The 25,585-nt window shown below is 68.6% G+C and carries 23 protein-coding genes; 7 read left to right on the top strand and 16 right to left on the bottom strand.

Features of this window, described 5'->3' with window-relative positions:
* Window positions 1–32: 32 nt before the first annotated feature.
* The 5 genes from CFB81_RS15060 to argS all read right to left on the bottom strand — a co-directional run bounded on the left by CFB81_RS15060 (window position 33) and on the right by argS (window position 6,358).
* Complete coding sequence (locus CFB81_RS15060; RefSeq protein WP_089435695.1) at window positions 33–1,637, bottom strand: ABC transporter substrate-binding protein; 1,605 nt, start codon at window positions 1,635–1,637, stop codon at window positions 33–35.
* A gap of 420 nt (window positions 1,638–2,057) precedes the next feature.
* Window positions 2,058–2,831, bottom strand: a complete 774-nt coding sequence (locus tag CFB81_RS15055; protein ID WP_089435694.1) for an SDR family oxidoreductase — start codon at window positions 2,829–2,831, stop codon at window positions 2,058–2,060.
* A gap of 19 nt (window positions 2,832–2,850) precedes the next feature.
* The gene (locus tag CFB81_RS15050) at window positions 2,851–3,489 is read right to left on the bottom strand and encodes a thiol:disulfide interchange protein DsbA/DsbL (RefSeq protein WP_011694426.1); all 639 of its coding nucleotides are present in this window, start codon (window positions 3,487–3,489) and stop codon (window positions 2,851–2,853) included.
* 70 nt (window positions 3,490–3,559) lie between these two features.
* Window positions 3,560–4,456 (bottom strand): SPOR domain-containing protein, encoded by an 897-nt coding sequence (locus tag CFB81_RS15045; protein ID WP_089435693.1) that lies wholly within the window; start codon window positions 4,454–4,456, stop codon window positions 3,560–3,562.
* Window positions 4,457–4,576: 120 nt separating this feature from the next.
* A complete protein-coding gene (argS, locus tag CFB81_RS15040; protein ID WP_069620188.1) occupies window positions 4,577–6,358 on the bottom strand; it encodes an arginine--tRNA ligase in 1,782 nt (593 codons plus the stop codon).
* A 200-nt stretch (window positions 6,359–6,558) separates the two neighbouring features.
* On the opposite strand from argS, the gene CFB81_RS15035 reads away from it, so the two are divergent.
* On the top strand, window positions 6,559–6,882 hold the full coding sequence (locus CFB81_RS15035) for a DUF1840 domain-containing protein (RefSeq protein WP_006489103.1): 324 nt from the start codon (window positions 6,559–6,561) through the stop codon (window positions 6,880–6,882).
* Between the two features lie 111 nt (window positions 6,883–6,993).
* Here the strand turns inward: CFB81_RS15035 and metH are convergent, their stop codons facing one another.
* From metH to CFB81_RS15005, 5 genes are all read right to left on the bottom strand, one after another.
* On the bottom strand, window positions 6,994–9,711 hold the full coding sequence (gene metH / locus CFB81_RS15030) for a methionine synthase (RefSeq protein WP_179235959.1): 2,718 nt from the start codon (window positions 9,709–9,711) through the stop codon (window positions 6,994–6,996).
* A gap of 41 nt (window positions 9,712–9,752) precedes the next feature.
* Entirely contained in the window at window positions 9,753–10,820 is a 1,068-nt protein-coding gene (locus CFB81_RS15025) for a homocysteine S-methyltransferase family protein (RefSeq protein ID WP_089435692.1), read from the bottom strand.
* Between the two features lie 201 nt (window positions 10,821–11,021).
* Window positions 11,022–11,279 carry a DUF3567 domain-containing protein gene (locus tag CFB81_RS15020; RefSeq protein ID WP_006477667.1) on the bottom strand — a complete coding sequence of 86 codons (258 nt, stop codon included), beginning with the start codon at window positions 11,277–11,279 and terminating at the stop codon, window positions 11,022–11,024.
* 247 nt (window positions 11,280–11,526) lie between these two features.
* The gene (locus tag CFB81_RS15010; RefSeq protein ID WP_089435691.1) at window positions 11,527–12,780 is read right to left on the bottom strand and encodes a DUF3108 domain-containing protein; all 1,254 of its coding nucleotides are present in this window, start codon (window positions 12,778–12,780) and stop codon (window positions 11,527–11,529) included.
* A 113-nt stretch (window positions 12,781–12,893) separates the two neighbouring features.
* Entirely contained in the window at window positions 12,894–13,760 is an 867-nt protein-coding gene (locus CFB81_RS15005) for an IclR family transcriptional regulator (protein ID WP_011546324.1), read from the bottom strand.
* A gap of 129 nt (window positions 13,761–13,889) precedes the next feature.
* On the opposite strand from CFB81_RS15005, the gene CFB81_RS15000 reads away from it, so the two are divergent.
* From CFB81_RS15000 to rfaE2, 6 genes are all read left to right on the top strand, one after another.
* Entirely contained in the window at window positions 13,890–14,882 is a 993-nt protein-coding gene (locus tag CFB81_RS15000) for a fumarylacetoacetate hydrolase family protein (RefSeq protein ID WP_089435690.1), read from the top strand.
* A gap of 130 nt (window positions 14,883–15,012) precedes the next feature.
* Complete coding sequence (locus CFB81_RS14995) at window positions 15,013–15,840, top strand: enoyl-CoA hydratase/isomerase family protein (RefSeq protein ID WP_089435855.1); 828 nt, start codon at window positions 15,013–15,015, stop codon at window positions 15,838–15,840.
* Window positions 15,841–15,921: 81 nt separating this feature from the next.
* Window positions 15,922–16,653: a PhaM family polyhydroxyalkanoate granule multifunctional regulatory protein gene (locus tag CFB81_RS14990; protein ID WP_089435689.1), complete on the top strand. Its 732-nt coding sequence runs from the start codon at window positions 15,922–15,924 to the stop codon at window positions 16,651–16,653.
* Window positions 16,654–16,677: 24 nt separating this feature from the next.
* The gene (locus tag CFB81_RS14985) at window positions 16,678–17,904 is read left to right on the top strand and encodes a patatin-like phospholipase family protein (RefSeq protein WP_069620196.1); all 1,227 of its coding nucleotides are present in this window, start codon (window positions 16,678–16,680) and stop codon (window positions 17,902–17,904) included.
* A gap of 465 nt (window positions 17,905–18,369) precedes the next feature.
* A complete protein-coding gene (locus CFB81_RS14975; RefSeq protein WP_011353352.1) occupies window positions 18,370–19,248 on the top strand; it encodes a diiron oxygenase in 879 nt (292 codons plus the stop codon).
* A gap of 200 nt (window positions 19,249–19,448) precedes the next feature.
* Entirely contained in the window at window positions 19,449–19,934 is a 486-nt protein-coding gene (rfaE2, locus tag CFB81_RS14970) for a D-glycero-beta-D-manno-heptose 1-phosphate adenylyltransferase (protein ID WP_069620197.1), read from the top strand.
* Between the two features lie 16 nt (window positions 19,935–19,950).
* Here rfaE2 and CFB81_RS14965 read toward each other — a convergent pair whose 3' ends face one another.
* From CFB81_RS14965 to CFB81_RS14940, 6 genes are all read right to left on the bottom strand, one after another.
* A complete protein-coding gene (locus tag CFB81_RS14965) occupies window positions 19,951–20,193 on the bottom strand; it encodes a hypothetical protein (RefSeq protein ID WP_089435688.1) in 243 nt (80 codons plus the stop codon).
* Between the two features lie 202 nt (window positions 20,194–20,395).
* On the bottom strand, window positions 20,396–21,196 hold the full coding sequence (locus tag CFB81_RS14960) for a type III pantothenate kinase (RefSeq protein WP_069620199.1): 801 nt from the start codon (window positions 21,194–21,196) through the stop codon (window positions 20,396–20,398).
* Window positions 21,193–22,113, bottom strand: a complete 921-nt coding sequence (locus CFB81_RS14955; RefSeq protein ID WP_069620200.1) for a biotin--[acetyl-CoA-carboxylase] ligase — start codon at window positions 22,111–22,113, stop codon at window positions 21,193–21,195. The genes CFB81_RS14960 and CFB81_RS14955 overlap by 4 nt, the downstream gene beginning before the upstream one ends.
* Before the next feature lie 5 nt (window positions 22,114–22,118).
* On the bottom strand, window positions 22,119–22,529 hold the full coding sequence (locus CFB81_RS36555; protein WP_256976167.1) for a hypothetical protein: 411 nt from the start codon (window positions 22,527–22,529) through the stop codon (window positions 22,119–22,121).
* 28 nt (window positions 22,530–22,557) lie between these two features.
* Window positions 22,558–23,403 carry a tetratricopeptide repeat protein gene (locus CFB81_RS14945; RefSeq protein WP_089435687.1) on the bottom strand — a complete coding sequence of 282 codons (846 nt, stop codon included), beginning with the start codon at window positions 23,401–23,403 and terminating at the stop codon, window positions 22,558–22,560.
* Between the two features lie 8 nt (window positions 23,404–23,411).
* On the bottom strand, window positions 23,412–25,481 hold the full coding sequence (locus tag CFB81_RS14940) for a bifunctional 2',3'-cyclic-nucleotide 2'-phosphodiesterase/3'-nucleotidase (RefSeq protein ID WP_089435686.1): 2,070 nt from the start codon (window positions 25,479–25,481) through the stop codon (window positions 23,412–23,414).
* Between the last annotated feature and the right edge of the window lie 104 nt (window positions 25,482–25,585).

The following is a 25,585-nucleotide window of genomic DNA, read 5'->3' as shown; positions in this document are numbered from 1 at the left end:
CGTGTGCGCCGTCGCTTGCGCGCCACGCACGGTTACTGCACGGCGACCGTCGTGAAGTTCTGCCGTCCGAACGGACTCACGCGATAGCCGCTCACGTTCGCGCGCGTGAGCGCGGCCGCGGTCGGATAACCGAGCGGGATCCACAGCGCCTCGTCGTGGATGATCTTCTGCGCGCTTTCGTACAGCTTCGCGCGCTTGGCCTGATCGGCGGTCGACTTGCCGTCGGCGATCAGCTTGTCGAGCTGCGCATCGCAGAAGCGTGCGAAGTTGATGCCCGACTTCACTGCATTGCAGCTGAACAGCGGCGACAGGTAGTTGTCCGGATCGCCGTTGTCGCCGGCCCAGCCCATGAACAGCATGTCATGCTGGCCGAGCTTCGCCTGCTTGATCAGCTCGCCCCATTCGATCACCTTCACCTCCGCCTTCACGCCAACCTTCGCGAGATCGGCCTGCAGCAGTTCCGCGCCGACCTTCGGGTTCGGGTTCAGCACGCTGCCGGTCGGGCGCGTCCAGATGGTCGTCGAGAAGCCGTTCGGGAAGCCGGCCTGCGCGAGCAGCTGCTTCGCTTTCGCGGGATCGTACGCATACGGCGCGACGTCCTTCGCGTAGCTCCACGTGTTCGGCGGATACGGGTTGTTTGCGGCCGTCGCGGTGTTGTCGAACACGACCTTCAGGTAGGTCGCGCGGTCGAACGCGAGGTTCAGCGCCTCGCGCACCTTGTCGTTGTCGAGCGGTTTCTTCTGCGTGTTCAGCGCGACGAACGCGGTCATGAACGCGGGCGTCTGCACGACCTTCAGCGCGCTTTCGCCCTTCGCGGCGAGCACGTCCTGAGGCTTCGGCGACAGCGCGATCTGGCATTCGCCGGCCTTCACCTTCTGCAGGCGCACCGACGGGTCGGGCGTGATCGCGTAGATCAGCCGATCGACCTTCGGTTTCGTGCCCCAGTACGTCGGGTTCGCGTCGTAGCGGATCAGCGCGTCCTTCGTATAGCTCTTCAGCACGAACGGGCCGGTGCCGACCGGCTTCGCGTTCAGGTCGGCCTGCTTGCCGGCCTTCAGCAACTGGTCCGCGTATTCGGCCGAGTAGATCGACGCGAAGCCCATCGTCAGGATCGGCACGAACGTCGCGTTCGGCTCGTTCAGCACGAATTTCACCGTGCTGTCGTCGACCTTCGTGACCGACTTCACGAGCTTCACGAGGCCCATCGATTGCGCGTGCGGGAAGCCGCTCGCGCCGGCCACCTTGTGCCACGGATTCGCATCGTCGAGCATCCGCGCGAACGTGAACACGACGTCGTCCGCGTTCAGCGCGCGGCCCGGCTTGAAATAGTCGGTGGTCTGGAACGCGACGTTCGGGCGCAGGTGGAACGTGTACGTGAGGCCGTCGGCGCTCGCTTCCCATTTGTCCGCGAGCGCGGGTACGACTTTCTTCGCGGCTTCGTCGTAGGACACGAGCGTGTTGAAGATCACGTCGGCCGACGCGTTGGTCGTGACGAGCGAGTTGTACTGCACGACGTCGAAGCCGTCCGGGCTCGATTCCGTGCAGACGGTGAGCGGCTTGGCGGCGACGACGCCGGGGGCGGCAAGGGCGGCGAGGGCCGTGGCCACGGCGGCCCCGGCGAACAGCTTGACGTGCATAGGATCTCCCACGTGGCGTGTGTTTTTCGCTGGATGACGGAGGCAGGCGCGGCCCGGAAGCGTGCAGGGCCGGCGCGGCTGACGAATAGCATACCGTCAAAGCGCGCGGCGTGTGAAAAAAGGCGTCGGAACGCGGTGAATTGACCGAAAAACGGCTGCGTTCGCGACGGAACGGGTGTTGATGCGGCGGAGCGGGTAGGGCGAGCGCGGCGTGGGGGCGACGGGCGGGACGAGTGGCTGCGAATACGCGGCGGAAATGCGCGGCGCGACGCGCGCGACGGAACGGAGTGCGGCAGCGGTGCGCGGTACGGGGTGCGATACGAGGGGAGAGATCCGCGCGGATTCGCGCGGTATCGCGATGCAGGTCAGGCCGCGGCGCGACAGTGATCCGGCGAGACGCGCGCCGGATCCGCGACGCACTCAGCGCGCGCCGGCCTTCGGCTTGCGCGGCGCCTTTTCGAACAGGCGGTCGTACAGCCAGCGCGGCAGCACGTGCAGCACCTTCGCGACGACCCCCATCTGCCATGGAATCACGCGGAACGCGTGCTGCCGGGCGATCGCGCGCGCCGCGCGCGCGGCGAAGCGGTCGGCGTCCATCAGGAACGGCATTTTGTACGGGTTGTGCGCGGTCATCGGCGTGCGAATGTAGCCGGGCGCGATCGTCACGACGCCGACGCCGGCCGGGCGCAGCTCGACGCGCAGCGCTTCCAGATACTTGATCGCGGCCGATTTCGACGCGCTGTACGCGCCGGAGCCGGGCAGCCCGCGCACGCCGGCGACGCTCGCGACGCCGACCAGCGTGCCGTGGCGCGCGGCCGTCATCGGGCCGACGAACGGCTCGAACGTCGCGACCATCCCGTAGTAGTTGATGTCCATCACGTCGCGGAACGCGGCGAGGTCGCCCTGGCCCGTGACGGCGCCCTGGCTGATGCCCGCGTTCGCGATCACGACGTCGGGACAGCCATGCGCGGCGATGAACGACGCGGCGGCCGTCGCGAGCGCGTCGGCGTCGCGCACATCGGCGGAATAGACGGAGATGGACAGCTTCGGGAAACGCCGCGCGAACGCGTCGAGTGCATCGGTGCGCCGCGCGACGAGCGCGAGCGTGGCGCCCTGGCGGGCGTATTCCTCGGCCATCGCGAGGCCGAGGCCGCTCGACGCGCCGGTGATGAAGACCTTCAGCGGAGTAGTCATGCCGGCGCGCGGGCGGGGATCAGAGCTTCTTGTCCTGAACCTGCTTCACGAGGAAGTCGAGCACCTGCGCGGTACCCGGGATGCTGTTCGTGTAAGCCGGACCCGTCTTGTACTTGCCCTGGACGACGACCGTCGGCACGCCGTCGATCGCGTAGTCCTTCAGCAGCTTGGCCGACTGGTTCACCTCGCCCTGCACGCTGAACGAGTTGTACGCGTCCATGAACTTCTTCTTGTCGACGCCTTGCGTGGCCAGGAAGTCGGCCTGCGCCTGCGGCGTCAGCAGATAGTTCTTCTGCTTGTGGATCGCGTTGAAGATCGCCGGCGTGACCTTCTCGGAAATGCCGAGCGCGGACACTGCGTAGAACAGCTTCGAGTGCGGGAGGAAATCGTCACGGAATGCGACCGGCACGCGCTTGAAGTCGATGTTGTTGCCCTGTTTCTTCACCCAGGCCTCGATCGTCGGCTCGAATTCGTAGCAGTGCGGGCAGCCGTACCAGAAGAACTCGATGACCTCGACCTTGCCGGCCGGCGCGGACACCGGCTGCGGCGACTTCATCACCTCGAAGTCCTTGCCGGCGGCCGGCGCGGCGGGCGAAGCCTGCGCGAGGCCGGCGGCCAGGCCCAGGGACAGAAGGAGCGTGCTAAGCAGTTTTTTCATGTTGTGAACGTCGAATCAGTTGCTCGGGTTACGGAACGTAACGGGTTCTGCGTGGGCGCGGCCGGTTGGCTTACTGCTTCGTGAAGCGGATCACCGCCGTGTCGACACCTGCATCGGACAGGCGCTGACGGGCCGAGTTCATATCCTCGAACTTCGAGAACGGGCCGACGCGCACGCGGAAGTAGGTCACGCCGCTGACGTCGCGCTTCGACACCTTCGATTCGAAGCCCTGGAAGCCGAGGCGCGCACGCTGCTGCTCGGCATCGCCTTCCGTCTTGTACGCGCCGACCTGCAGGAAGTAGCCGGTGTTCGCGTCGTTCGCGGTCGGCGGCTTCGCCGTTGCTGCCGCGGCGGCCGTGGCCGACGACGTCGGCTTCGGCGTGTTCGCGGCCTGCTGCTGTTGCTGCTGCTTTTGCGCGGCGGCCTGCTGCGCCTGCTTCTGCGCGGCGAAGCGTGCGAGGTCGTCCTCGCCGCCTTGCTGCTGTTGCTGCGCCTGTTGCGTCTTCTTCGGCGGCGGCGTGGTGTCGGCCGGCTTCGGCGCGACGGCGACGCCGTTGCCCGACGACGGATTGTTCGACGCGGCGGTGTTGTTCGAGCCGGTTGCGCCGTTCGTGTTGCCCGACGGCGGCACTTCGACGATCTGCGGCTCGGGCAGCAGGCCGCCCTGGGTCTGGTTCGCGGCCTGGCCGGGCGCGGTGTTGGGCGGCGCGGATTGCGCGGCCTGCGGCACCGGCTGGCCGGGCGTCTTGCCCTGCAGCGCGCGGTTCGGGTCGAACTGCTGCGGCTGGCTCGCGCCGTTGTCTGCCGGCGGCGGCGCGACCTTCGACACGAACGGCGACGGCGAACGCGTGATGTAGAGCGCCACCACCACGGCGATCGCGAGGCCGACGATCAGGCCCAGCACGATTCCAAGAAATGTCCCTCCTGCTTGTTTCGATTGCTTCGAAGTTCGGCGTGGTTGTGCCATTGCTTGAGTCACCTGCAAAAAGAATCGTGAGAGGGCTGCGGCGGGCGTCCGCCGGCGGGCATCCGCCGGCAGGTGCCGCCGCGGCCATTCGCGGCCCGGTTCGGGGCCGCGCTGACATCCTTACATCTTGGCGGGCGCGGATACGCCGAGCACCGCCAGGCCGTTCTCGAGCACCTGCCGCGTCGCGGCGAGCAGCGCGGCGCGCGCATTGCGCGGCGCTTCGTCGTCGACCAGCACGCGCTCCGCATTGTAGAACGAGTGGAATTCGCCAGCGAGATCGCGCAGGTAGAACGCGACCGCGTGCGGCGCCAGCTCGTTCGCCGCGTGCGTGAGCATGTCCGGATACTCGGCGAGCTTCTGCATCAGCGACGCCGCTTGCGCGCTCGTCAGTTGCGACAGGTCGGCGCCCGGCAGTTGCGCGACGTCGACGTTGTAGCGCGACTTCAGTTCGTTGAGCACCGAGCAGATCCGCGCATGCGCGTACTGGACGTAATAGACCGGGTTTTCGTCGTTCTGTTTCAGCGCGAGGTCGATGTCGAACACGAACTCGGTATCGGCCTTGCGCGAGATCAGGAAGAAACGCACCGCGTCGCGGCCGCGCGTGATGGTCGCCTCGTCGATCAGGTCGGGTGCCGCTTCCTGGCCCGCGGCCGCGCCGCCCGACCATTCGATCAGGTCGCGCACCGTCACGTAGCTGCCCGCGCGCTTCGAGATCTTCACTTCCTGGCCGTCGCGCATCACCGTGACCATCTTGTGCAGCACGTAGTCGGGATAGCCCTTCGGGATCCCGATGTGCAGCCCCTGCAGGCCGGCGCGCACGCGCGCGATCGTGCCGTGGTGGTCCGAGCCCTGGATGTTGATCACCTTCGTGAAGCCGCGCTCCCACTTCGTCACGTGGTAGGCGACGTCCGGCACGAAGTACGTGTACGTGCCGTCCGACTTGCGCATCACGCGATCCTTGTCGTCGCCTTCGTCGGTCGTGCGCAGCCACAGCGCGCCGTCCTGCTCGTAGGTCATGCCGGCCTTGATCAGTGCGTCGACCGTCTTCTCGACGCGGCCTTCGCTGTACAGCGACGACTCGAGGTAGTACTGGTCGAACTTCACGCCGAACGCCTGCAGGTCCATGTCCTGCTCGCGACGCAGGTACGTGACCGCGAACTTGCGGATCGCGTCGAGATCCTCGACGTCGCCCGCGCCCTTGACCGGCTCGCCGTCCGACGCGGCGACCGTTTCGCCGTTCAGGTAGTCGCGCGCGATGTCGGCGATGTACTCGCCGTTGTACGCGGCTTCCGGCCAGCCCGCGTCGCCCGGCTTCAGGCCGCGGGCGCGCGCCTGCGTCGAGATCGCGAGGTTGCCGATCTGCACGCCCGCGTCGTTGTAGTAGAACTCGCGGTGCACCGCATAGCCCTGGCTCGCGATCACGTTCGCGAGCACGTCGCCGAGCGCGGCCTGACGGCCGTGGCCGACGTGCAGCGGGCCGGTCGGGTTGGCCGACACGAATTCGAGCAGCACCTGCTTGCCTTTCTCGCGATCCGACGTGCCGAACGCGCGGCCCTGGTCGAACACGGCGGCGATCACCGCCTGTTTCGCGGCGGCCGACAGGCGCAGGTTGATGAAGCCGGGGCCGGCGATCTCGGCGGCTTCGACGAGGCCCTGCGCGGCCGGCTGCGCGGTCAGCGCGGCGACGATCTGCTCGGCCAGCTGGCGCGGGTTCGCGCCGAGCGGCTTCGCGAGCTGCATCGCGACGTTGCATGCGACGTCGCCGTGCGCGGCGACCTTCGGGCGCTCCAGCGTGATGGCGGGGGCGACGAACGCCGCGTCGGCGCCTTTCAGCGCGTGTGCGACCTGCTTGACGCTATCCGCGAGCAGGGCTTCGAGGGTCTGTTTGTGTGCTGGCAGCATGCTGGTAGAAGGCTTCGTTGGTGGCGGCCGGAAATGCCGGGCCGCCGGCGCGCTTTTTAAGCGCGCGTTTCAGGGATCGCAGAATTTTAACAGGTGCTAATATGCCGCTCAGGCGGCCCGCGTCCGCGAGGCCGGACGCCGGTCTGTGGGCGTTCCCCAACCGCGCCGCGCAGGCACAACAAGATGAAAAGGGAATTGTCATGATTACGTTCAAGAGCAAGGCGGCACAGGATCTCGACGTGCTGAAGGATTTCGCCGTGTATGTGCTGGGTCTCGTCGGCAAGCAGCTGGGCGAGCGCGGTGTGATTACGCACGACGAACTGGACCACGCGATCGCCAAGCTGGAAGGCGCGGTCGCGCAGGCGAAGCAGGAGCGCGCCGAGCACGCTGGCCATTTCCACGAGGACGAAGCCGACCACGCGCACCACGAAGTGCCGCCGAGCCTGGCCCAGCGCGTCGCGCCGTTCCTGACGATGCTGCGCGAAGCGAAGGCCGGCCAGGCCGACGTGCACTGGGGCTTCTGAGCTTCCTTGCCTGGCGGATCGAACGGTTCGCCGGACAGCAAAAAGCCCGCGTTCGAGCGGGCTTTTTATTTTGTATGATGAAAGGGCGGCCGGGCCGCCCGTTTGCGTCGATCAGAGCTGCGGCGCGAGCGCGCGGCGCGCGTCGTCGAGCGACAGCGCCATGCGTCGCGCGTAGTCCTCGAGCTGATCCTGCCCGATTTTGCCGACCGAGAAATAGCGGCTGTCCGGATGCGCGAGGTAGAACCCCGACACGCTCGCGGCCGGCAGCATCGCCAGCGAATCGGTCACGCTCATGCCGATCTCGTCCGCGTGCAGCACGTCGAACATGTCGCGCTTCACGAGGTGATCGGGGCAGGCCGGGTAGCCGGGCGCCGGGCGGATGCCCGCGTACTTCTCGGCGATCAGCGCGTCGTTGTCGAGCGTCTCGCCGCTCGCATAGCCCCACAGCTCGCGCCGCACGCGCGCGTGCATCGCTTCGGCGAACGCTTCCGCGAAGCGGTCGGCGAGCGCCTTCAGCATGATCGCGCTGTAGTCGTCGTGGTCGGCTTCGAACTGCTTTTCCTTCACGTCGACGCCGAGGCCGGCCGTCACCGCGAACATCCCGATGTAGTCGGCCACGCCCGATTCCTTCGGTGCGATGAAATCGGCGAGCGAACGGTTCGGCCGCATCACGCCGTCGACCACCGGGCGCACGCTCTGCTGGCGCAGGTTGCGCCACGTGAGCAGCACTTCCGAGCGCGACTCGTCGCCGTAGATTTCGATGTCGTCGTCGTTGACCGTGTTGGCCGGCAGCAGCGCGATCACGCCGTTCGCGGTCAGCCAGCGGCCCTGGATCAGCCGCGCGAGCATCGATTTCGCATCGGAGAACACGCGCCGCGCCGATTCGCCGACGATCTCGTCGTTCAGGATCGCCGGGTACGGGCCCGCGAGATCCCAGGTCTGGAAGAACGGGCCCCAGTCGATGTAGTTCGCGAGTTCGTTCAGGTCGTAATTCTTGAACACGCGGCGGCCGATGAATTTCGGCTTCACCGGCTGGTAGCCGGCCCAGTCGATCTTCGTCTTGTTCGCGCGCGCGTCGGCGAGCGTGACCATCGGCTGCGCCTTGCGGTTCGCATGCTGGTCGCGAATGCGTTCGTAATCGGACTTCAGCTCGTCGAGGTACTTCGCCGCGCCTTCGTCCGACAGCAGGTTCGACGCGACCGACACCGAGCGCGATGCATCGGGCACGTAGACGACCGGGCCTTCGTAGTGCGGCGCGATCTTCACGGCCGTGTGCACGCGCGACGTCGTCGCGCCGCCGATCAGCAGCGGAATCTTCTTCACGCGGAAGTAGTCGTCGCGCTGCATTTCGGACGCGACGTACGCCATTTCCTCGAGGCTCGGCGTGATGAGGCCCGACAGCCCGATGATGTCCGCGCCCTCGACCTTCGCCTTCGCGAGGATCTCGTTGCACGGGACCATCACGCCCATGTTGACGACTTCGAAGTTGTTGCACTGGAGCACGACCGACACGATGTTCTTGCCGATGTCGTGCACGTCGCCCTTCACGGTCGCGATGACGATCTTGCCCTTCGCGCGCACGTCGCCCCCCGCTTCCGCGAGCAGCCGCTTTTCTTCCTCGATGAACGGGATCAGGTGCGCGACCGCCTGCTTCATCACGCGCGCCGACTTCACGACCTGCGGCAGGAACATCTTGCCCTGGCCGAACAGGTCGCCGACGACGTTCATCCCGTCCATCAGCGGCCCTTCGATCACATTGATCGGACGGCCGCCTGCCGCGGCGATCTTCGCGCGCGCTTCTTCCGTATCGTCGACGATGAAGGTCGTGATGCCGTGCACGAGCGCGTGCGCGAGGCGCTTCTCGACCGGCTGGTTGCGCCACTCGAGGTTCTCTTCCTTCTTCGCGGCGCCGGTCTTGAACTTGTCGGCGATCTCGAGCAGGCGGTCGGTGGAATCCGCGCGGCGGTTCAGGATCACGTCTTCCACGCGCTCGCGCAGCTCCGGGTCGAGATCGGCGTACACGCCGAGCTGACCCGCGTTCACGATGCCCATGTCCATCCCCGCCTGGATCGCGTGGTACAGGAACACGGTGTGGATCGCCTCGCGTACCGGGTCGTTGCCGCGGAACGAGAACGACACGTTCGACACGCCGCCGCTCACCTTCGCGAACGGCAGGTTCTGCTTGATCCAGCGGGTCGCCTCGATGAAGTCGACCGCGTAGTTGTTGTGCTCCTCGATGCCGGTCGCGACCGCGAAGATGTTCGGGTCGAAGATGATGTCTTCCGGCGGGAAGCCGACTTCGTTCACGAGGAAGTCGTACGAGCGCTTGCAGATCTCGGTCTTGCGCTCGTACGTATCGGCCTGGCCGGTTTCGTCGAACGCCATCACGACCGCGGCCGCGCCGTAGCGGCGGATCAGGTTCGCGTGGTGGCGGAACGCGTCCTCGCCTTCCTTCAGCGAGATCGAGTTCACGATCGCCTTGCCCTGCACGCACTTGAGGCCGGCTTCGATCACGTCCCACTTCGACGAGTCGATCATGATCGGCACGCGCGCGATGTCCGGCTCCGATGCGATCAGGTTCAGGAAGCGCACCATCGCCGCCTTCGAGTCGAGCATCGCCTCGTCCATGTTGATGTCGATCACCTGCGCGCCGTTCTCGACCTGCTGGCGCGCGACGGCGAGCGCCTCGTCGAACTGGCCGTTGAGGATCATTCGTGCGAACGCCTTCGAGCCGGTGACGTTGGTGCGTTCGCCGACGTTGATGAAGAGCGTCCCGGGCGTGACGTTGAACGGCTCGAGGCCGGCAAGGCGCATCATGTGATCGGTCATGGCGGTGCGAATTCTTGTGATGAAGGACGTGGGGCGGTCGGTCAGGCGTTGTCGCTGTACTGGTTCGGCCAGCGGCGCGGCTTCACGTCGGCGAGCGCCTTCGCGATCTCGGCGATGTGCTCGGGCGTCGTGCCGCAGCAGCCGCCCGCGAGGTTCACGAGCCCGGCCTGCGCGAATTCCTTCAGCAGGCCCGACGTGACGTCGGGGGTTTCGTCGAAACCGGTGTCGCTCATCGGGTTCGGCAGGCCCGCGTTCGGGTAGCACGACACGTAGGTGTCGCACAGCTTCGCGAGCTCGGCGATGTACGGCCGCATCAGCGCCGCGCCGAGTGCGCAGTTCAGGCCGAACGTGAGCGGTTTCGCGTGACGCAGCGAATTCCAGAACGCCTCGACGGTCTGGCCCGACAGGATCCGGCCCGACGCATCAGTGACGGTGCCCGAAATCATGATCGGCAGGCGCTCCCCGGTGTCCTCGAACAGTTCGTCGAGCGCGAACAGCGCGGCTTTCGCGTTCAGCGTGTCGAAGATCGTTTCGACGAGGAACAGGTCGACGCCGCCGTCGAGCAGCGCCTTCGCCTGCTGGTAGTACGACGTGCGCAGCTCGTCGAACGTGACGTTGCGTGCGCCCGGATCGTTGACGTCCGGCGAAATGCTGGCCGTCTTCGGCGTCGGCCCGATCGCGCCCGCGACGAAGCGTGGCTTGGTCCGAGTCGCGTATTTCGCGGCCGATTCGCGCGCGAGCTTCGCCGATTCGACGTTCATCTCGACGACGAGCTCTTCCATTCCGTAGTCGGCCTGCGCGACGGTCGTCGCACCGAACGTGTTGGTTTCGACGATGTCGGCGCCGGCCGCGAAGTACTGGTCGTGGATCTCGCGGATGATCTGCGGCTGCGTGAGCGACAGCAGCTCGTTGTTGCCCTTGATGTCGCGCGGGAAATCCTTGAAGCGCTCGCCGCGATACGCGGCCTCGTCGAGCTTGTAGCGCTGGATCATCGTGCCCATCGCGCCGTCGAGAATCAGGATGCGCGATTTCAGCAGCGCAGGCAGGGCGGCGCCGCGCGTGTAGGACGTGTCGAGCGGGACGGGAGCGGCGAGAGGAGTCGCAGACATGGGCGGAAGACCGGCGAAGACGGAAAACCGTCATTGTAGCCGGTGCGTCAAGCGGTCGCCGGCCCTCGCCGCGCGGCCGGCCGGCCCGCCAAATGAAAGCCCCCGCCGGCGAGCCGGACGGGGGCAGGATCGGAGTGCACGCGGCGCCGCATCGATGCGCGGCGAATGGCCCGGCCGCGTGACGCGCCGGGCCGCGGGTCGTCAGTGCAGCACGACGGGCATCATCATCAGGCTGTCGAATTGTCCGAGGAATTCGTCGACCTCGTCGAGCGACGGTTCATCCTCGATCAACTGCTTCACGTGCGCGCGGAATCGTTCGGCAAGTTCGCCGTCGATGAAGATTTCGCGCTGCGCGTTCTTGTCGACGATTTCGTATCCGCCGGCATTCATCAGGTGATGGCCGGCCTGCGGCGCAAATTCGACGACGCAGTAGTTGGGGCTGTTGTAGATCATTTGCATGGCGGCACTCCTCTTCGCAGTGGCATCTGGCCTTGTTGTCCCCTAGGTGGGGCAAGCCTCGCCGGTTTCAAGGGGCTTGCGCTGCACACCCCGTTCTCCCGTTTGCGTGGGGTGTATCGGTTAGAAGCCGATGTCTATCAAACGTTTCTCATTGTGAGCCGGTGGACTGAAATAGTTGTTAAAGAGTGTCATCGGCCATTTCCGGGGAAACTGTAATCGGTCGAAATTGCCGATTCCTGTGCGTCTATCACTGTGTGACAGTCGACGACGTCGGTGGTTGCATCGTCGCGGGCGGTGCCGGCGGTGCCGGTTCCGCCGGCGACGCAGGTGATGGATCGGGCGTCGGAGCCGCGGCGGGCGCGTTCGTTGTGCCGCCGGGCGGGGCGGCGTCGGCAGGCACGTTCGGTGCGGCGAGGCGGCCGTGCCACAGCAGCTCGATCTGCGCACCGTTCGGCTCGGTCTGCACCAGGCGCGCGGGCAGCCAGCCGAGCGACGGCGCGAGCCACATGTCGATGCGGCGCGTGTCGCCGTCGCGGCGCGGCAGGCGCATGAAGTGTCGCGCCGCGACGATGCCGGCCTGCGTCTGCACCTGCTCGTCGCCGATCACGGTGATCGGCCACGTCTCGCCGCTATTGTTGTCGATCACGAAGAACTGCTGCGTGACGCCCGGCTTGTAGGCCGCGGGATTGCCGCGCAGCAGCCCCGACAACTGCATCAGCATGCTGAACCGGTCCTGCACGCCGTCGGGCAGAGGCGCGTTGTTCGGCGTGCGCGTGAACACCACCTGCCGGATCTCGCGGTTGAAGATCGCGATGTCTTCCGGCCGCTTGCCGCGTTTCTCGACGTAACGGTCGGGCGCGACGCCGAATGCGTCGATGCGGCCTTCGCTGCGATAGGTGAACGGGCCGACGAACGGCACCGGCATCGACACCGACAGGTCGTACGTGTGCCCGTCGGTGCGCCAGTGGATCGTGCCGATCATGTTCTGCATGCCGTTGTAGAACGTGTCGTACTGCAGGTCGCCGGACGGCGGCGCGGCGAACTTCACGCCGCTCGTGGCAGGCCCCGGTGTCGCGGCGCTGGCGCCCGCGGCCGACGCGGCTTGCGCGCCGGAGGCCTCCGGTGTGCCGCTCGCCGCGGACGCGGCGGCAGCCGGCGGTTCGCCGTGCTCGGCCGTTTGCGTGGACGTGAGCACCGGCTCGTGCGACGGCGCGGGTTTCGGCGGGGCGGCCTTCGGCGCGGCAGCCTTGGGTGCGGCCGGACGTTCGACCGGCTTCGGCTCCGGTGGCGCCGGTTGACGCTCGATCGGCTGCGGTTTCAGCAGTTCGATCTGCACGGGGACGTCGGCGGGCGGCGGCGGCGTGAACGATTCGCGGTTGCGCATCAGCCAGAACCCGGCAAGCGCGTGCAGCACCAGCACAGCGACGAGCGCGACGCCCACGCGCAGCCAGCGGCGGGGCAGGGCGTGACTCGGGCGAAGGTCGGCGGGCTGGTTGGGCATCGGAACAGGATCGGGCGCGTGGGTGACGTCGGGCGCGCGGCGCGCGCCACAGGAATCGGACCGCCGGATGCGCTGCGCGTTCGCGAAGCGTGACGTCGCGTGAACCGGATGCGTCAGGCGTCGCGTGCGTCGGGACTATAGCCGAGTTCGTAAGACAGTTTCTGCGCGCATGCGCGCAGCGCGGTGTCGATCTCGCCGCCCCACGCGATGTCGAACGAGCCTTCCTGGCCGAGCGCGACGATCGCGAGCGCGAGTTCGCCGACCGCGTCGAACACGGGCATGCAGAACGCATGGATCGTCGGCAGCAGCATCCCCTCGACGCGTGCGGCCTGATGCCGGCGCACGTCGGCGAGCACCGCATCGACTTCGTCGAGCGTGCGCGGGCCGCCGTGGTGCGGCGAGCGGCGCGTATCGGCGAGTTCGCGCTCGAGCATCGCGGCGGTCTTGCTGCGCGGCAGGTACGCGGCGAACAGCAGGCCCGTCGCGGAGCCGAGCAGCGGCATCACGTCGCCGAGCTTCAGCGACGCCTTCGCCGGATGGCTCGATTCCATCCAGTGCACGATCGTCGGCCCCTGGTTGCCCCATACCGCGATGCCGACCGTCTGGTCGAGACGGTCGCGGAATTCGGTCAGCGCGATCCGCGCGAGCTTCACGCCGTCGACGCGCGCGAGCCGCGCGAGGCCCATCTGCAGCGCGAAGCCGCCGAGCTCGTAGCGTCCCGAGACGGGGTCCTGCGACACGACGCCGAGCCGCGAGAAGCTGACCAGGTAGCGGTGCGCCTTCGCCGGGCTCATCCCCGCGCGCTGCGCGAGATCGCGCAGCATCATCGCGCGCGGCTCGCTCGTCAGCACGTCGAGCAGGCGGAAGCCGACCTCGATCGACTGGATGCCGGAACGGACTTTTTCGCCGTGCTCGCCGGAGGCGGCGTCGTCGGTATCGGAGTCGGCGAGATCGTCGTCGGGGAGCGGGCTGGCGGGCATGGGCAACGGGTGCGCGAAAATGCGACAGGAAACGGGGCGAAAACGGCGTGCGCGATCATGGCGCGCCGCAGGGATTCACCATCGTAAAATAGATTCCCTCCATCGTCACTACAACGGCAGATCCTCCCTATGAAACTTGCTTCGCTGAAGGACGGCACGCGCGACGGCCAGCTGATCGTCGTGTCGCGCGACCTGCACATCGCGGCGATTGCCGATGCGATCGCGCCGACGCTGCAGCGCGTCCTCGACGACTGGGCGTTCTACGCGCCGCAACTGCGCGACCTGTACGACGCGCTGAACCACGGCCGCGCGCGCAACGCGTTCGCGTTCGATCCGGCCAACTGCATGGCGCCGCTGCCGCGCGCGTTCCAGTGGGCCGACGGCTCCGCGTACGTGAACCACGTCGAGCTCGTGCGCCGCGCGCGCGGCGCCGAGATGCCGCCCGAGTTCTGGACCGATCCGCTGATGTACCAGGGCGGCAGCGACGATTTCCTGGGGCCGCGCGACGACGTCGTGTGCCCGTCCGAGGAATGGGGCATCGATTTCGAGGCGGAGGTCGCAGTGATCACCGGCGACGTGCCGATGAGCGCGTCGCCCGACGACGCACTGAAGGCCGTGCGGCTCGTCACGCTCGTGAACGACGTGTCGCTGCGCAACCTGATTCCGGCCGAACTCGCGAAGGGCTTCGGCTTCTTCCAGAGCAAGCCGGCCACCGCGTTCGCGCCGGTTGCCGTCACGCCCGACGAGCTCGGCGACGAATGGCGCGAGGGCCGCGTGCACCGCCCGATGATCGTCCACTGGAACGGCAAGAAGGTCGGCCAGCCTGACGCCGGCACCGACATGGTGTTCCACTTCGGCCAGTTGATCGCGCACGCGGCGAAGACGCGCAACCTGCGCGCCGGCTCGATCGTCGGCTCCGGTACGGTGTCGAACAAGGACGCGAAGCGCGGCTACTGCTGCATCGCCGAGAAGCGCTGCCTCGAGACGATCGAGCACGGCGCGCCGCAGACCGAGTTCATGCGCTATGGCGACACCGTGCGCATCGAGATGTTCGATGCGGCCGGCAAGTCGATCTTCGGCGCGATCGAGCAGTCGGTTTCCCCGCCCGACGGCGCGGCATAAGCGGCGCGGTACGCAACGCGCCGGCGACACCCGGCGTCGGCCCGCGCGCCGGGTTTCGCCCGATGTTTGACCGCGCGGGCTTGGCTACACTCGATTCAAGCGTTCGAGCGCCTTGAGCAAGGAGCAGCAGATGGCCGATCTCGCCGCATACGGCGGTTACGAAGCACTGAAGGTGACGCGCCGCGACCATGGCGTGCTCGACATCGTGATGAGCGGCGAGGGCGCGAACCGCAGCGGCCTCGCGACCGCGAACGCGCGCATGCATCGCGAGCTCGCCGACATCTGGCGCGACGTCGATCGCGATCCCGACACGCGCGTCGCGGTGATCCGCGGCGAAGGGAAGGGCTTCTCGGCGGGCGGCGATCTCGCGCTCGTCGAGGACATGGCGAACGATTTCGACGTGCGCGCCCGCGTGTGGCGCGAGGCGCGCGACCTCGTCTACAACGTGATCAACTGCAGCAAGCCGATCGTGTCGGCGATGCATGGCCCGGCCGTCGGCGCGGGGCTCGTCGCCGGGCTGCTTGCCGACATCTCGATCGCCGCGAAGGATGCGCGCATCATCGACGGCCATACGCGGCTCGGCGTCGCGGCCGGCGACCACGCGGCGATCGTGTGGCCGCTGCTGTGCGGGATGGCGAAGGCGAAGTACTACCTGATGCTGTGCGAGCCCGTGAGCGGCGAGGAGGCCGAGCGGATCGGGCTGGTCTCGCTCGCGGTCGAGCCGGCCGACCTGCTGCCGAAGACATACGAAGTGGCCGAGCGGCTCGCGCACGGTTCGCAGTCGGCGATCCGCTGGACCAAGTACGCGCTGAACAACTGGCTGCGCACGGCCGGGCCGACCTTCGATACGTCGCTCGCGCTCGAATTCATGGGTTTTTCGGGGCCCGACGTGCAGGAAGGCATCCGCTCGCTGCGCGAACGGCGCCCGCCCGCATTTCCCGGCGACGCGCCGTTCTGACGTGCGCGCTATGATCGAACCATGCGCGGCTGCGCGGTGCACGGCGGCCGCCTCGCTCTCCCAGTCAACCAGGATGCCCGTATGACGACCGATGCCTCCGGCGCGAACCCTTTCGCCGGCTTTGCCGGGTTCCAGCCCGCCGACATGATGGACCGGATGTGGGACATGATCCGGATGTCGCCGTTCGGCGGGATGGCGCCGTTTCCGGGCGCCACGCACGGGCTGCCGCCGTCGCTGTCGAGCATGTCCGACATGATGTCGCCGCTCACGAACGTCGAGGAACTCGACAAGCGGATCACCGATCTGCGCGCGGTCGAGCAGTGGCTGAAGCTCAATCTCGGGATGCTGCAGTCCGCGATCCAGGCGCTCGAGGTGCAGCGCGCGACGCTCGCGACGCTGCGCGCGTTCGGCGCGTTCGCGCAAAGCTCGATGTCGGCGGCCGAGGACGCGGCCGTGGCCGCCGCGCAGGCCGCTAAACCCGCGTCGGCGGGCGGGGCCGCGCCCACGGCCGATGCCGCGGCGCCCGCCGCGGATGCGCCGGAAGGCGACCCCGCGCAGCAGCCGTTCGACCCGTCCGGCTGGTGGAACCTGCTGCAGACGCAATTCAACCAGCTCGCGAGCCTGGCGATGGCGCAGCCGGGCATGCAGCCCGCGGCGCCGGAGACCGCCGCCGCGCCCGAACCCGCCGCGAAGTCCGCCGCGGCCGCGCCGCGCAAGCCCGCCGCGAAGCGCGCGAAGCCGTCCGGTTCGGCCGCGGCGCGCGCGGCGGCCGCTTCGTCGCCGGAAACGCGTCCGCCGAAGCGCTCGACGTGATGCGGCGCAGCTAGCAGGTCGATCATGCGACTCGCGCTCGTTCTGATGGGAGGCGGCGCGCGCGCCGCCTATCAGGTCGGCGTGCTGAAGGCGCTGGCCGAGATCGCGCGCGAGGCCGATCCGCAGCGGCATACGGTGCCGTTCTCGGTCGTGTGCGGTTCGTCGGCCGGCGCGATCAACGCGACGTCGATCGCGAGCCACGCGGACGACTTTTCCCATGGCGTGCGGCGCCTGCTCGAATTCTGGGAGCCGCTGCGTGCCGATTACGTGTATCGCACCGACTGGCTCGGCATCGCCGGCGCCGGCGCGCGCTGGCTCGCGACGATGACGTTCGGCTGGGCGGCCCGCCGCTCGCCGCGCGGGCTGCTCGACAACACGCCGCTCGCGCACCTGCTGCAGCGCGAGCTCAGCTTCCACCGGATCGAGCAGATGCTCGAGGCGCGCCTGCTGCACGCGCTCGCGGTTACCGCGCTCAGCTATTCGAGCGGCCGGCACCTCACGTTCTACCAGGCCGCCGAGCCGATCCAGGCATGGCGTCGCGCGCAGCGCACCGCGCGGCTCGTCGACCTGTCGGCGTCGCACCTGCTCGCGTCGTCGGCCATTCCGTTCGTGTTCCCCGCCGTGCCGCTCGTGCTCGACGGGCAGGTCGAGTACTTCGGCGACGGCTCGATCCGGCAGATTGCGCCGCTGTCGCCGGCGATCCACTTCGGCGCGGACCGGATCGTCGTCGTCGGCGCAGCCGATCCGCGGCCCGAGATTCCCGCCGCAAATGGCACGGGACGGGCCCGTGGCTACCCGACGCTCGCGCAGATCGGCCAGCAGGTGCTCGCGAGCGTGTTTCTCGACTCGATCGGCTCGGACATCGAACGGATCGAGCACATCAACCGGATGATCGAGCACCTGCCGCACCAGGTCGAGATCGACAGCGGCTGGCGGCACGTCGACGTGCTCGCGATTGCGCCGTCCGAGCGCATCGAGCTGATCGCCGCGAAGCACCTGAAGCAGATGCCGGCGACGATGCGCGGGCTGCTCGGCGCGATCGGCGGCAGCCAGCCGGCCGGCGCGTCGTTCGCCAGCTACCTGCTGTTCGAGGAAGCGTTCACGCGCGAGCTGATCGAGCTCGGCTACCGCGACGGCCGGGCCCAGCGGGAGACGCTGGCCGGCTGGATCGCGGGGGCGGACGGCGGCAGCGCGCCGGCGGCCGGCACGCCGCCGGAAGGCGGGCTCGCGACCGGCGAAATGCGGGTCTGACACGCGCGGGCGCACTGTAAGGTTGCGTTTTCGCGACGGCTGGCCGCGACCGATCGCCGCACCGCGGTGGGCGGCGCGCGAGCGGCCGGGCGTCTCGGAACCGTCATGCACGCGTGCTATCATGGCCGCCGCCGTATACACCATATCGAGCAGCCCGCCGATCCGGCATCCGCACGGGACCTTTCGGGGAACCCGCCTGGGGCAGGGGACGGGCGCGCCAACGAGCCGGCCAGCGCCGGCCCCCACTCAGGCAAGCGCGGCCGGCTCCGCACGAACGGAGCGGGTTGCGGCATGCCCAACGGCGGCCACGCGGCCGCCTGGCTGCCGGACGAGGAATCGGCGTCCGGCGGGCCGGTTTCCCGCGTAAAATTACAGTCTTGGCTGCAAAAAGCGCGCGTGGCGCGCTCGCGCGGCAACAGTCACGTTTAGAGAAGTCGCATTGCGCAGAACAGGGGTGGGACCATCATGAACACCATGCTTTATCCGGAACTTTACAGGTCGCTCGAAGCTGTCCGCTGGGACATGGAGAAGGACATTCCGTGGGACAAGTTCGACGCTTCGCTGCTCACCGACGAGCAGGCGAAGACGATCAAGATGAACGCGATCACCGAATGGTCGGCGCTGCCCGCGACGGAAATGTTCCTGCGCGACAACCAGCACGACAGCGATTTTTCCGCGTTCATGAGCGTGTGGTTCTTCGAGGAGCAGAAGCATTCGCTCGTGCTGATGGAATACCTGCGCCGCTTCAAGCCGGAGATGGTGCCGACCGAAGAGGAACTGCACGCGGTGCGCTTCCAGTTCGATCCGGCGCCGCCGCTCGAGACGCTGATGCTGCACTTCTGCGGCGAAATCCGCCTGAACCACTGGTACCGCTGCGCGGCCGACTGGCACACCGAGCCCGTCATCAAGCAGATCTACGAAACGATTTCGCGCGACGAAGCGCGTCATGGTGGCGCGTACCTGCGCTACATGAAGAAGGCGCTGAACAACTGCGGCGACGTCGCCCGTGCCGCATTCGCGAAGATCGGCGTGCTGATGGCGTCGGCGCGTCGCACCGAGAAGCCGCTGCACCCGACCAACCTGCACGTGAACCAGGCGCTGTTCCCGCGCGACACCGTGCAGTCGCGCCTGCCGGATCCGGAATGGCTCGAGCGCTGGCTCGACGAGCAGATCCGTTTCGACGGCGAGTGGGAGAAGAAGGTCGTCGAGCGGATCCTGCACAACCTGTCGATCCTGTTCGAGCGCACGTTCGCGACCGCGCAGGAACTGAACCGCTACCGCAAGGAGGTCACCGGCCGCCTGCAGGCCGAAAGCGGTCCGTCGTCGGCCGCGCAGCCGGCCTGAGGTCGGCAGGCGCCGCCGCCGGCGCGATTCGCCCCGATTCGCCCCGATTCGCCCCGAGTCGCCCCGAGTCGCCCCGATTCGCGCGCGGCTCGCGGCACCGTGTTGCATGCATTGCATGAAGCCCGCCCGGCCGGTCCGGCGGGCTTTTTATCGGGTGCCGCCGTCGCGCGCACCGTCGTTCATTCCGTCCGATCTCCATCATGTCCGCCACCTTCGAACGCAAGCTGATCACCCGTGATGCCCTCGTCGCGCTGCGCGCGTCGCTGCCGTCGCCCGTCGTGTTCACCAACGGCGTGTTCGACATCCTGCATCGCGGTCACGTCACGTATCTCGCCGATGCGAAAGCGCTCGGCGCCTGCCTGATCGTCGGCGTGAACAGCGATGCGTCGGTGCGCATGCTCGGCAAGGGCGACGACCGGCCGATCAACCGCGAAGAGGATCGCGCGGCATTGCTGGCGGCGCTGGAAAGCGTCGACTGGGTCGTGACGTTCGCGGAAAAGACGCCCGTGTCGCTGATCGAGGCCGTCCGTCCGGACATCCTCGTGAAGGGCGGCGATTACGACATGGACGCGCTGCCGGAATCCGCGCTCGTGCGCGGCTGGGGCGGCCGGGCGCTGGCAATTCCGTTCGAGCACGACCGCTCGACCACTGCGTTGTTGAAGAAGGTGCGCGCGCAACAGTCCTGAGCGGGGCGCGGCGCCGTCACGGGGCCGATGCCGCGAGCGGTGCGGTCGTGACGGCCGGCGCGGCGATCGGGCCGCCGACGATGGGCTGGTCGGTCGCCCGCACGAGCGGTGTCACGCGCAATGCGTCGGGCTGCACCTGCCGAGACAGCACGCCGGGTTCGCGCGGGCCGGCCGCCGGCAGCGGCCCGAACACGCCGCGCGCCACCACGAACGCGAGCATGTTGGCGAGAAAGAGAACAGCGATCAGCCAGCGCAGCATCGTCGAAACTCCTTGTCGTCATCGACGTGGTTCACGTCGTTCAGTCGAGCCGGCCGCATGGCCGGCTTTTTCATGGCTTCCGTCGACCGTTCGTGCGGACCGCTGGCGCGGCGCCGCGCGTATTCGTCGGCGTGACGCGGGCCCGTCGGGACCCGCTTCGTCCTGCTTCGCCACGCGCCGGCGCGATGCCGGCGCCTGTGCATCAATCCTGCGCCGTTGCCGGGCCGGCCGCGTCCGTTGCGATCAGCGCGAGCCCGGACAGGATCAGCGCGTCATGCCGCGTATGCGGGACCGTCAGCGCACGTGCGATGTCGTCCGCCGCACCGCCAGCCAGCACGAGCCGCACCGGCGCCTGCCACGCGGCGACGAGATCGCGCCACGCGCGTTCGATCAGCCCGGCCTGCGCGTACAGGCAGCCGGCCGACAGCGAGCGCGGCGTATCGACCTGGAACGGTTCGGCCTGCGCGCCCGCGAGCAGGTCGCTGGCGATATCGGTGGTCAGCGTCGGCAACTGTGCGGTGTACGTGCCGAGCGCGCGCATCATCAGCGCCCAGCCCGGCGCGATCAGCCCGCCCGTGAAGCGACCGTCCGCGCGCAGTGCCTCGAGCGTCGTCGCGGTGCCGAACGTCGCGATCAGCAGATGCTCGCCCGGAAACGCCGCGTGCGCGCCTATCAGGCCGGCCCACCGGTCGCTGCCGAGCTGTTCGGGCGTCGTATAGCCGTTCGTCACGCCGCATTGCGCGGGGCGCGAGCGGATCGTCGTGCGCGGCAAGCCCGGCCAGCGCGCGTCGAGCAGCGCGTCGATCCGTGCGGCCACGTCGGCGCCCGCGACGTTCGAGATCCACGCGCCGCGCGGCCGCGGCAGCATCGACCAGTCGGGATCGGCGCCGCCGTCGCGCGTGTGGCCGAACGCGCCCGTGTCGACGAGCGTGCGCCGCGCGTCGGCGAGCGCCCACTTGATCCGGCTGTTGCCGGCGTCGATCAGCAGATGCGGTTCGCTCATTGCGCTTCGCGCAGCGACACGTCGCCGGCTGCGATCGTTTGTACGCCGCTCGGCGTGTCGAGCAGCAACTGGCCGGTCGCGTCGATGCCCGTCGCGATGCCGCGCGCGCGCTCGACGCCCTGTTCGAGCAGCACGACTTCGCGGCCCGCGTACGCGTGCAGCGCGTGCCAGCGCGGCAGGAACGGCGCGAGGCCGTCGGTGCCGAACTGCGCGAGCGCGGGCGTGAGCGCGTTCAGCGACGCGGCGAGCGTATCGGTGAGGTTCGCCGACGCGCACGCGATCGACAGCGCGGCGGGCGGCAGCCCGCTTGCGAGCGCGGCTTCGCGCGCGCGCAGCGCGTCGACCTGCGCGGCGACGGCTTCCGCGCCGCGCACGTTGATGCCGAAGCCGATCACGACGGCGGTGGCGTCGGCGGTGGTCCAGACGGTTTCGATCAGGATCCCGGCGAGCTTGCCGACGATGCGCGGCGCGCCGTCGTCGTCGGCCGTCAGCAGCAGGTCGTTCGGCCATTTGAGCGCGACGCGCATGCGGGCGTCGAGCGGCAGCGTGGCCAGCCCTTCGGCGAGCGCGACGCCGATCGCGATGCTGAGGCCGCCGAGCGCATCGACGGCGCGCGGCACGATGCAGCCGACCGAGCACAGCAGCGCATTGCCGGGCTGCGCGAACCACGGGCGGCCCTGCCGGCCGCGGCCGGCCGTCTGCTCGAACGCGACGCGCACGAGCGGCGCGGGCAATGCGCTCGCGCTGCGCGGCAGCGCCTTGAGCCGGGTCGCGACGTCGGCGTTGGTCGAGCCGGTGGCGGCGACGATGTCGAGCGGCCACGCGCGCGGCGCGGCATCGAGGTGCGCCTCGAGCCGGGTGCGCGCGATGTGCGCGTCGCCGGATTCGGGCGTGTCGGAGGAGGTGGGGGCGTTCATGGCGCCTATTGTAGCGACAGGGGGCGGGCGCGCGCGCCGGACGGCGCACTCAATCTGCAGGGCGGCGGGCGCCGTCGCGCGGCTTGGTGCTGTTCCATCCGCTCCAGCGTCTCGATGTCTTCTTCGGTCGTCATTTCGCAGGCCAGCAGCGTCTTGCCCTTCAGCGCCGGGCCCTGGCGGGCCGACACGAGGATCCGCGCGCCGCCCGGGCCGCGGACGGTCAGCCGGCGCGAATAGCCGACGGACGATTCCCCTGGCAGGTGGCCTTTCTCGAGCGTGAGCTGATAGCGCTCGGCGAGCCGGTCGGCGACTTCGCCGTCGAGGCGCCCCGCAACCGGTTCCGTTTCCGTTTCCGGACGACCGCTACGCGGCGCGTGGATGGCGCATGCGAAGCAACCACCGTTCGGCCGGGTCACGCCCGCGCGCGTCCCGGCCGAACGGCCGTCACGGCGCGACCACCGGGTGCTTCAGCGCATGCGCGGTCTCGATCCACTGCGCGTGGAACTCGTCCGCGTCGGGCCGAAGCCCGAGTTCGCCGTTGCGATAGGCCATCGCGAGCGTCTGCACGGCTTCCGGCAGTTCATGCTCGGCAGCCCGGCGATACAGCGCGAGCGCGCGCGCTTCGTCGCGCGGCACGCCGCTGCCGTCGCGGTACGCGTTCGCGAGCATGAAGTCGGCGGCCGGAATGTCCGCGCGCGACGCGATGTCGAACCAGTGCGCGGCCTGCACCGGGTCGGCGGCGATGCCGTAGCCGCTGCGGTAGATCAGCCCGAGGTAATACGCGGCGGCCGGATCGCCGTTCGAAGCCGCTGCGCCGAGCAACGCGCGGGCGCGCGCATAGTCTTTCGGGAGATCGCCGCTGCCGAGCAGCAACGCCTTGCCGAGCGCGAGCTGCGCGCGCCGCGCAGCCGGCCCATCGGCCTTGTCGTCGGCCGCCGCGGCCGTTTCCAGCCAGCCGCGCCCCTCGTCGCGCAGCCCCGGCTCATGCGCATCGACGAGCGCGATGCCGAGCGCCGCCTGCGCTGCGCCCGAGCCGCGGCGCGCGAGCGTGCGCAACCGGGCCAGCGCATGCGGCTCGGTCGCCTGCGTGACCATCGCCTGCCATTCGTCGAGCTGTGCGGCGCTCGGCGTGGGGCCGGCGCCGCGCAGGCCGGTCGCCGCGACGACGGCCGCGACGGTCACGGCCGCCGCCGCGAGCAGCGCGGCCGGCGGGAGTTTCGCGCGCAGCACGCGCCGCGCGGCGGCGGCGAAGCCGGTTTCGGCGGGCCGCATCGTCCGGATCGGTTGCATCACGTGTCTCATTGGGTGAGGTCGATCTCGTAGGTCGCGAGGTTCTTGCCCGAGCCGTCGTCGGCCGCGACCTGCGTGATGCCGGTCAGGCCGGCCGCCGCGGCGTCGCCGAGGCGGTTCGGCGCGGACGCGAACCGCACGTGCGCGACCGAGCTCGCGAGCTTCGTGAAGCGCCAGCTGCGCTGCGCGCCGTCGGCCGCACGCGTGATCGCGCCGCGCTTCTTGATGAACGCGATCAGCACGTCGCGGTTCGCGTCGGGCGACGCGAAGATCGTCTTGCTGCCGTCGAGGCCCGGGAAATTGCCGCCGCCGCTCGCGCGGTAATTGTTGGTCGCGACGATGAACTGCGCGTTCGCGTCGATCGGCGCACCCTTGTACGTCAGGTTCCGGATACGGCTGCCGACCGGCTGCGTGACGTCGATTTCATAGGCGAGATCGGCCGACGTGAACATGTCGAAGTTGTAGCCGGGGAAGGTGCTGACGAGCGGCTGCACGGTCGCCTTGGTCGGATCGATCGTGTTGAAGCGCTTCGCGGCCGTCTCGAGCCAGTTCTTCACGTCGGCGCCGCTCACCTTCACCGCGTACACGGTGTTCGGATACAGGTACAGGTCGGCCGCGTTGTTGATCGCGAGCGCGCCCGGCGCGACGTCGGTGTAGTCGGTGCCGCCGCCGAAGCCGCTCTTGAACGGCGCGCTGACCGACAGCACCGGCAGCGACGCGTACTGCGGCAGGTTCGCCTGCACGTAGGTCTTCACGTAGTCGGCCTGCGCCTCGTTGACGATCTGGATCGCGCCCGGATCGCCGACGTCCGCGAAGTACGAGTTCATCCGGTAGTCGGTCGAGCCGATCGGCGTCTTCACGTAGTCGATCGTCGCCTGGTGCTCGGCCGCGATCGCGGCGGAGACCGACGGGTCGGCCGCGACGTAGCTCTTGTCGGCGTTCTGGATCGGCCGCGCCTCGACGGTCGTCTGCGACTTGTCGACGGCCCACGTCTTGCCGTCGAATTTCAGGCCGAGCTTGATCACGCCGAGGTGCTTGCCCCAGTAGTTGGCCATCACGGTCGGCACGCCGTTGACGGTGCCCTTGACCTTGTCGACGCCCGGCAGGTTGAACTGCGCCACGGTGCTGTTCGCGTCCGGGAACACCTGGTGCGAGTGGCCGATCAGCATCGCGTCGATGCCGGACACCTTCGACAGCCACCAGCTGCCGTTTTCCATCGTCGGCGAGTACGCGGAATTGTCGAGGCCGCCGTGCGAGATCGCGACGACGAGATCGGCGCCCTTCGCGCGCATCTCCGGAATGTATTTCTCGGCCGCTTCCTTCAGCCCGGTCGTGTAGACCTTGCCGTCGAGCCAGCGCTTGTCCCAGTTCATGATCGCGGGCGGCGTGAAGCCGATGATGCCGATTTTCACGGGCGCGCTGACCGTCTTGCCGTCCGGCGTCGTGGCTGTCACCGTGCGCGTCAGGATCGTGTACGGCGTGAACAGCGGCGCATGGGTCTTCGCGCTGATCACGTTCGCGAGCACCTGCGGGAAGTTCGGGCCCGCGCACTTCTTCTGCTGGGCCGGCGCGGGCAGGCCGTCGACCTCGAACGTGTTGCCGGTCACCTGTGACAGGTACGGCAGCCCGTAGTTGAACTCGTGGTTGCCGATCCCGCCGCCGTCGAATTTCGCGGCGTTCATCACCTTGTAGATCGCGAGCGTCTGGTCGCAGCCGAGCGGCTTCACGAGCGCCTGGTAGTCCGACAGCGCGGTGCCCTGGATCGTGTCGCCGTTGTCGAGCAGCAGCGTGTTCGGGTACTGCTTGCGCGCCTGCGCGATCAGCGTCGACACGCGTTCGAAGCCGAGCGAATTGTCGGCGGCGAGCTTGAAATAGTCGTACGACAGCACGTTGGTGTGCAGGTCGGTCGTCTCGAGCAGCGCGAGCGTGGCCGTCGTGCCGACGGGCGCCTGGGCCTCGGACTGCGACGGCGGCGTGGCGGTGACGTCGTCGCCGCCGCAGCCGGCGAGGACGAAGGCGAGGCAGGCGAGCGCGGCGGCGGCCGGCAGGTGGCGGCGGGAAAGCGGGGGGAGACGCATCGGTTGTCCTGTTCGGTGTTCTGTTTTATGAAACGCGAGGTACGCACGAATGGCGGCGCGGGGCGCCGACGGCCTGAGGTGCGGCGCGTGAGAGTATCGAAAGG

The organism is Burkholderia sp. AU28863 (genome assembly GCF_002223195.1).
Lineage (GTDB): Bacteria > Pseudomonadota > Gammaproteobacteria > Burkholderiales > Burkholderiaceae > Burkholderia > Burkholderia sola.
Note: the sequence above shows the minus strand (reverse complement) of the source record. Positions and strands in the feature narration are given on the sequence as shown.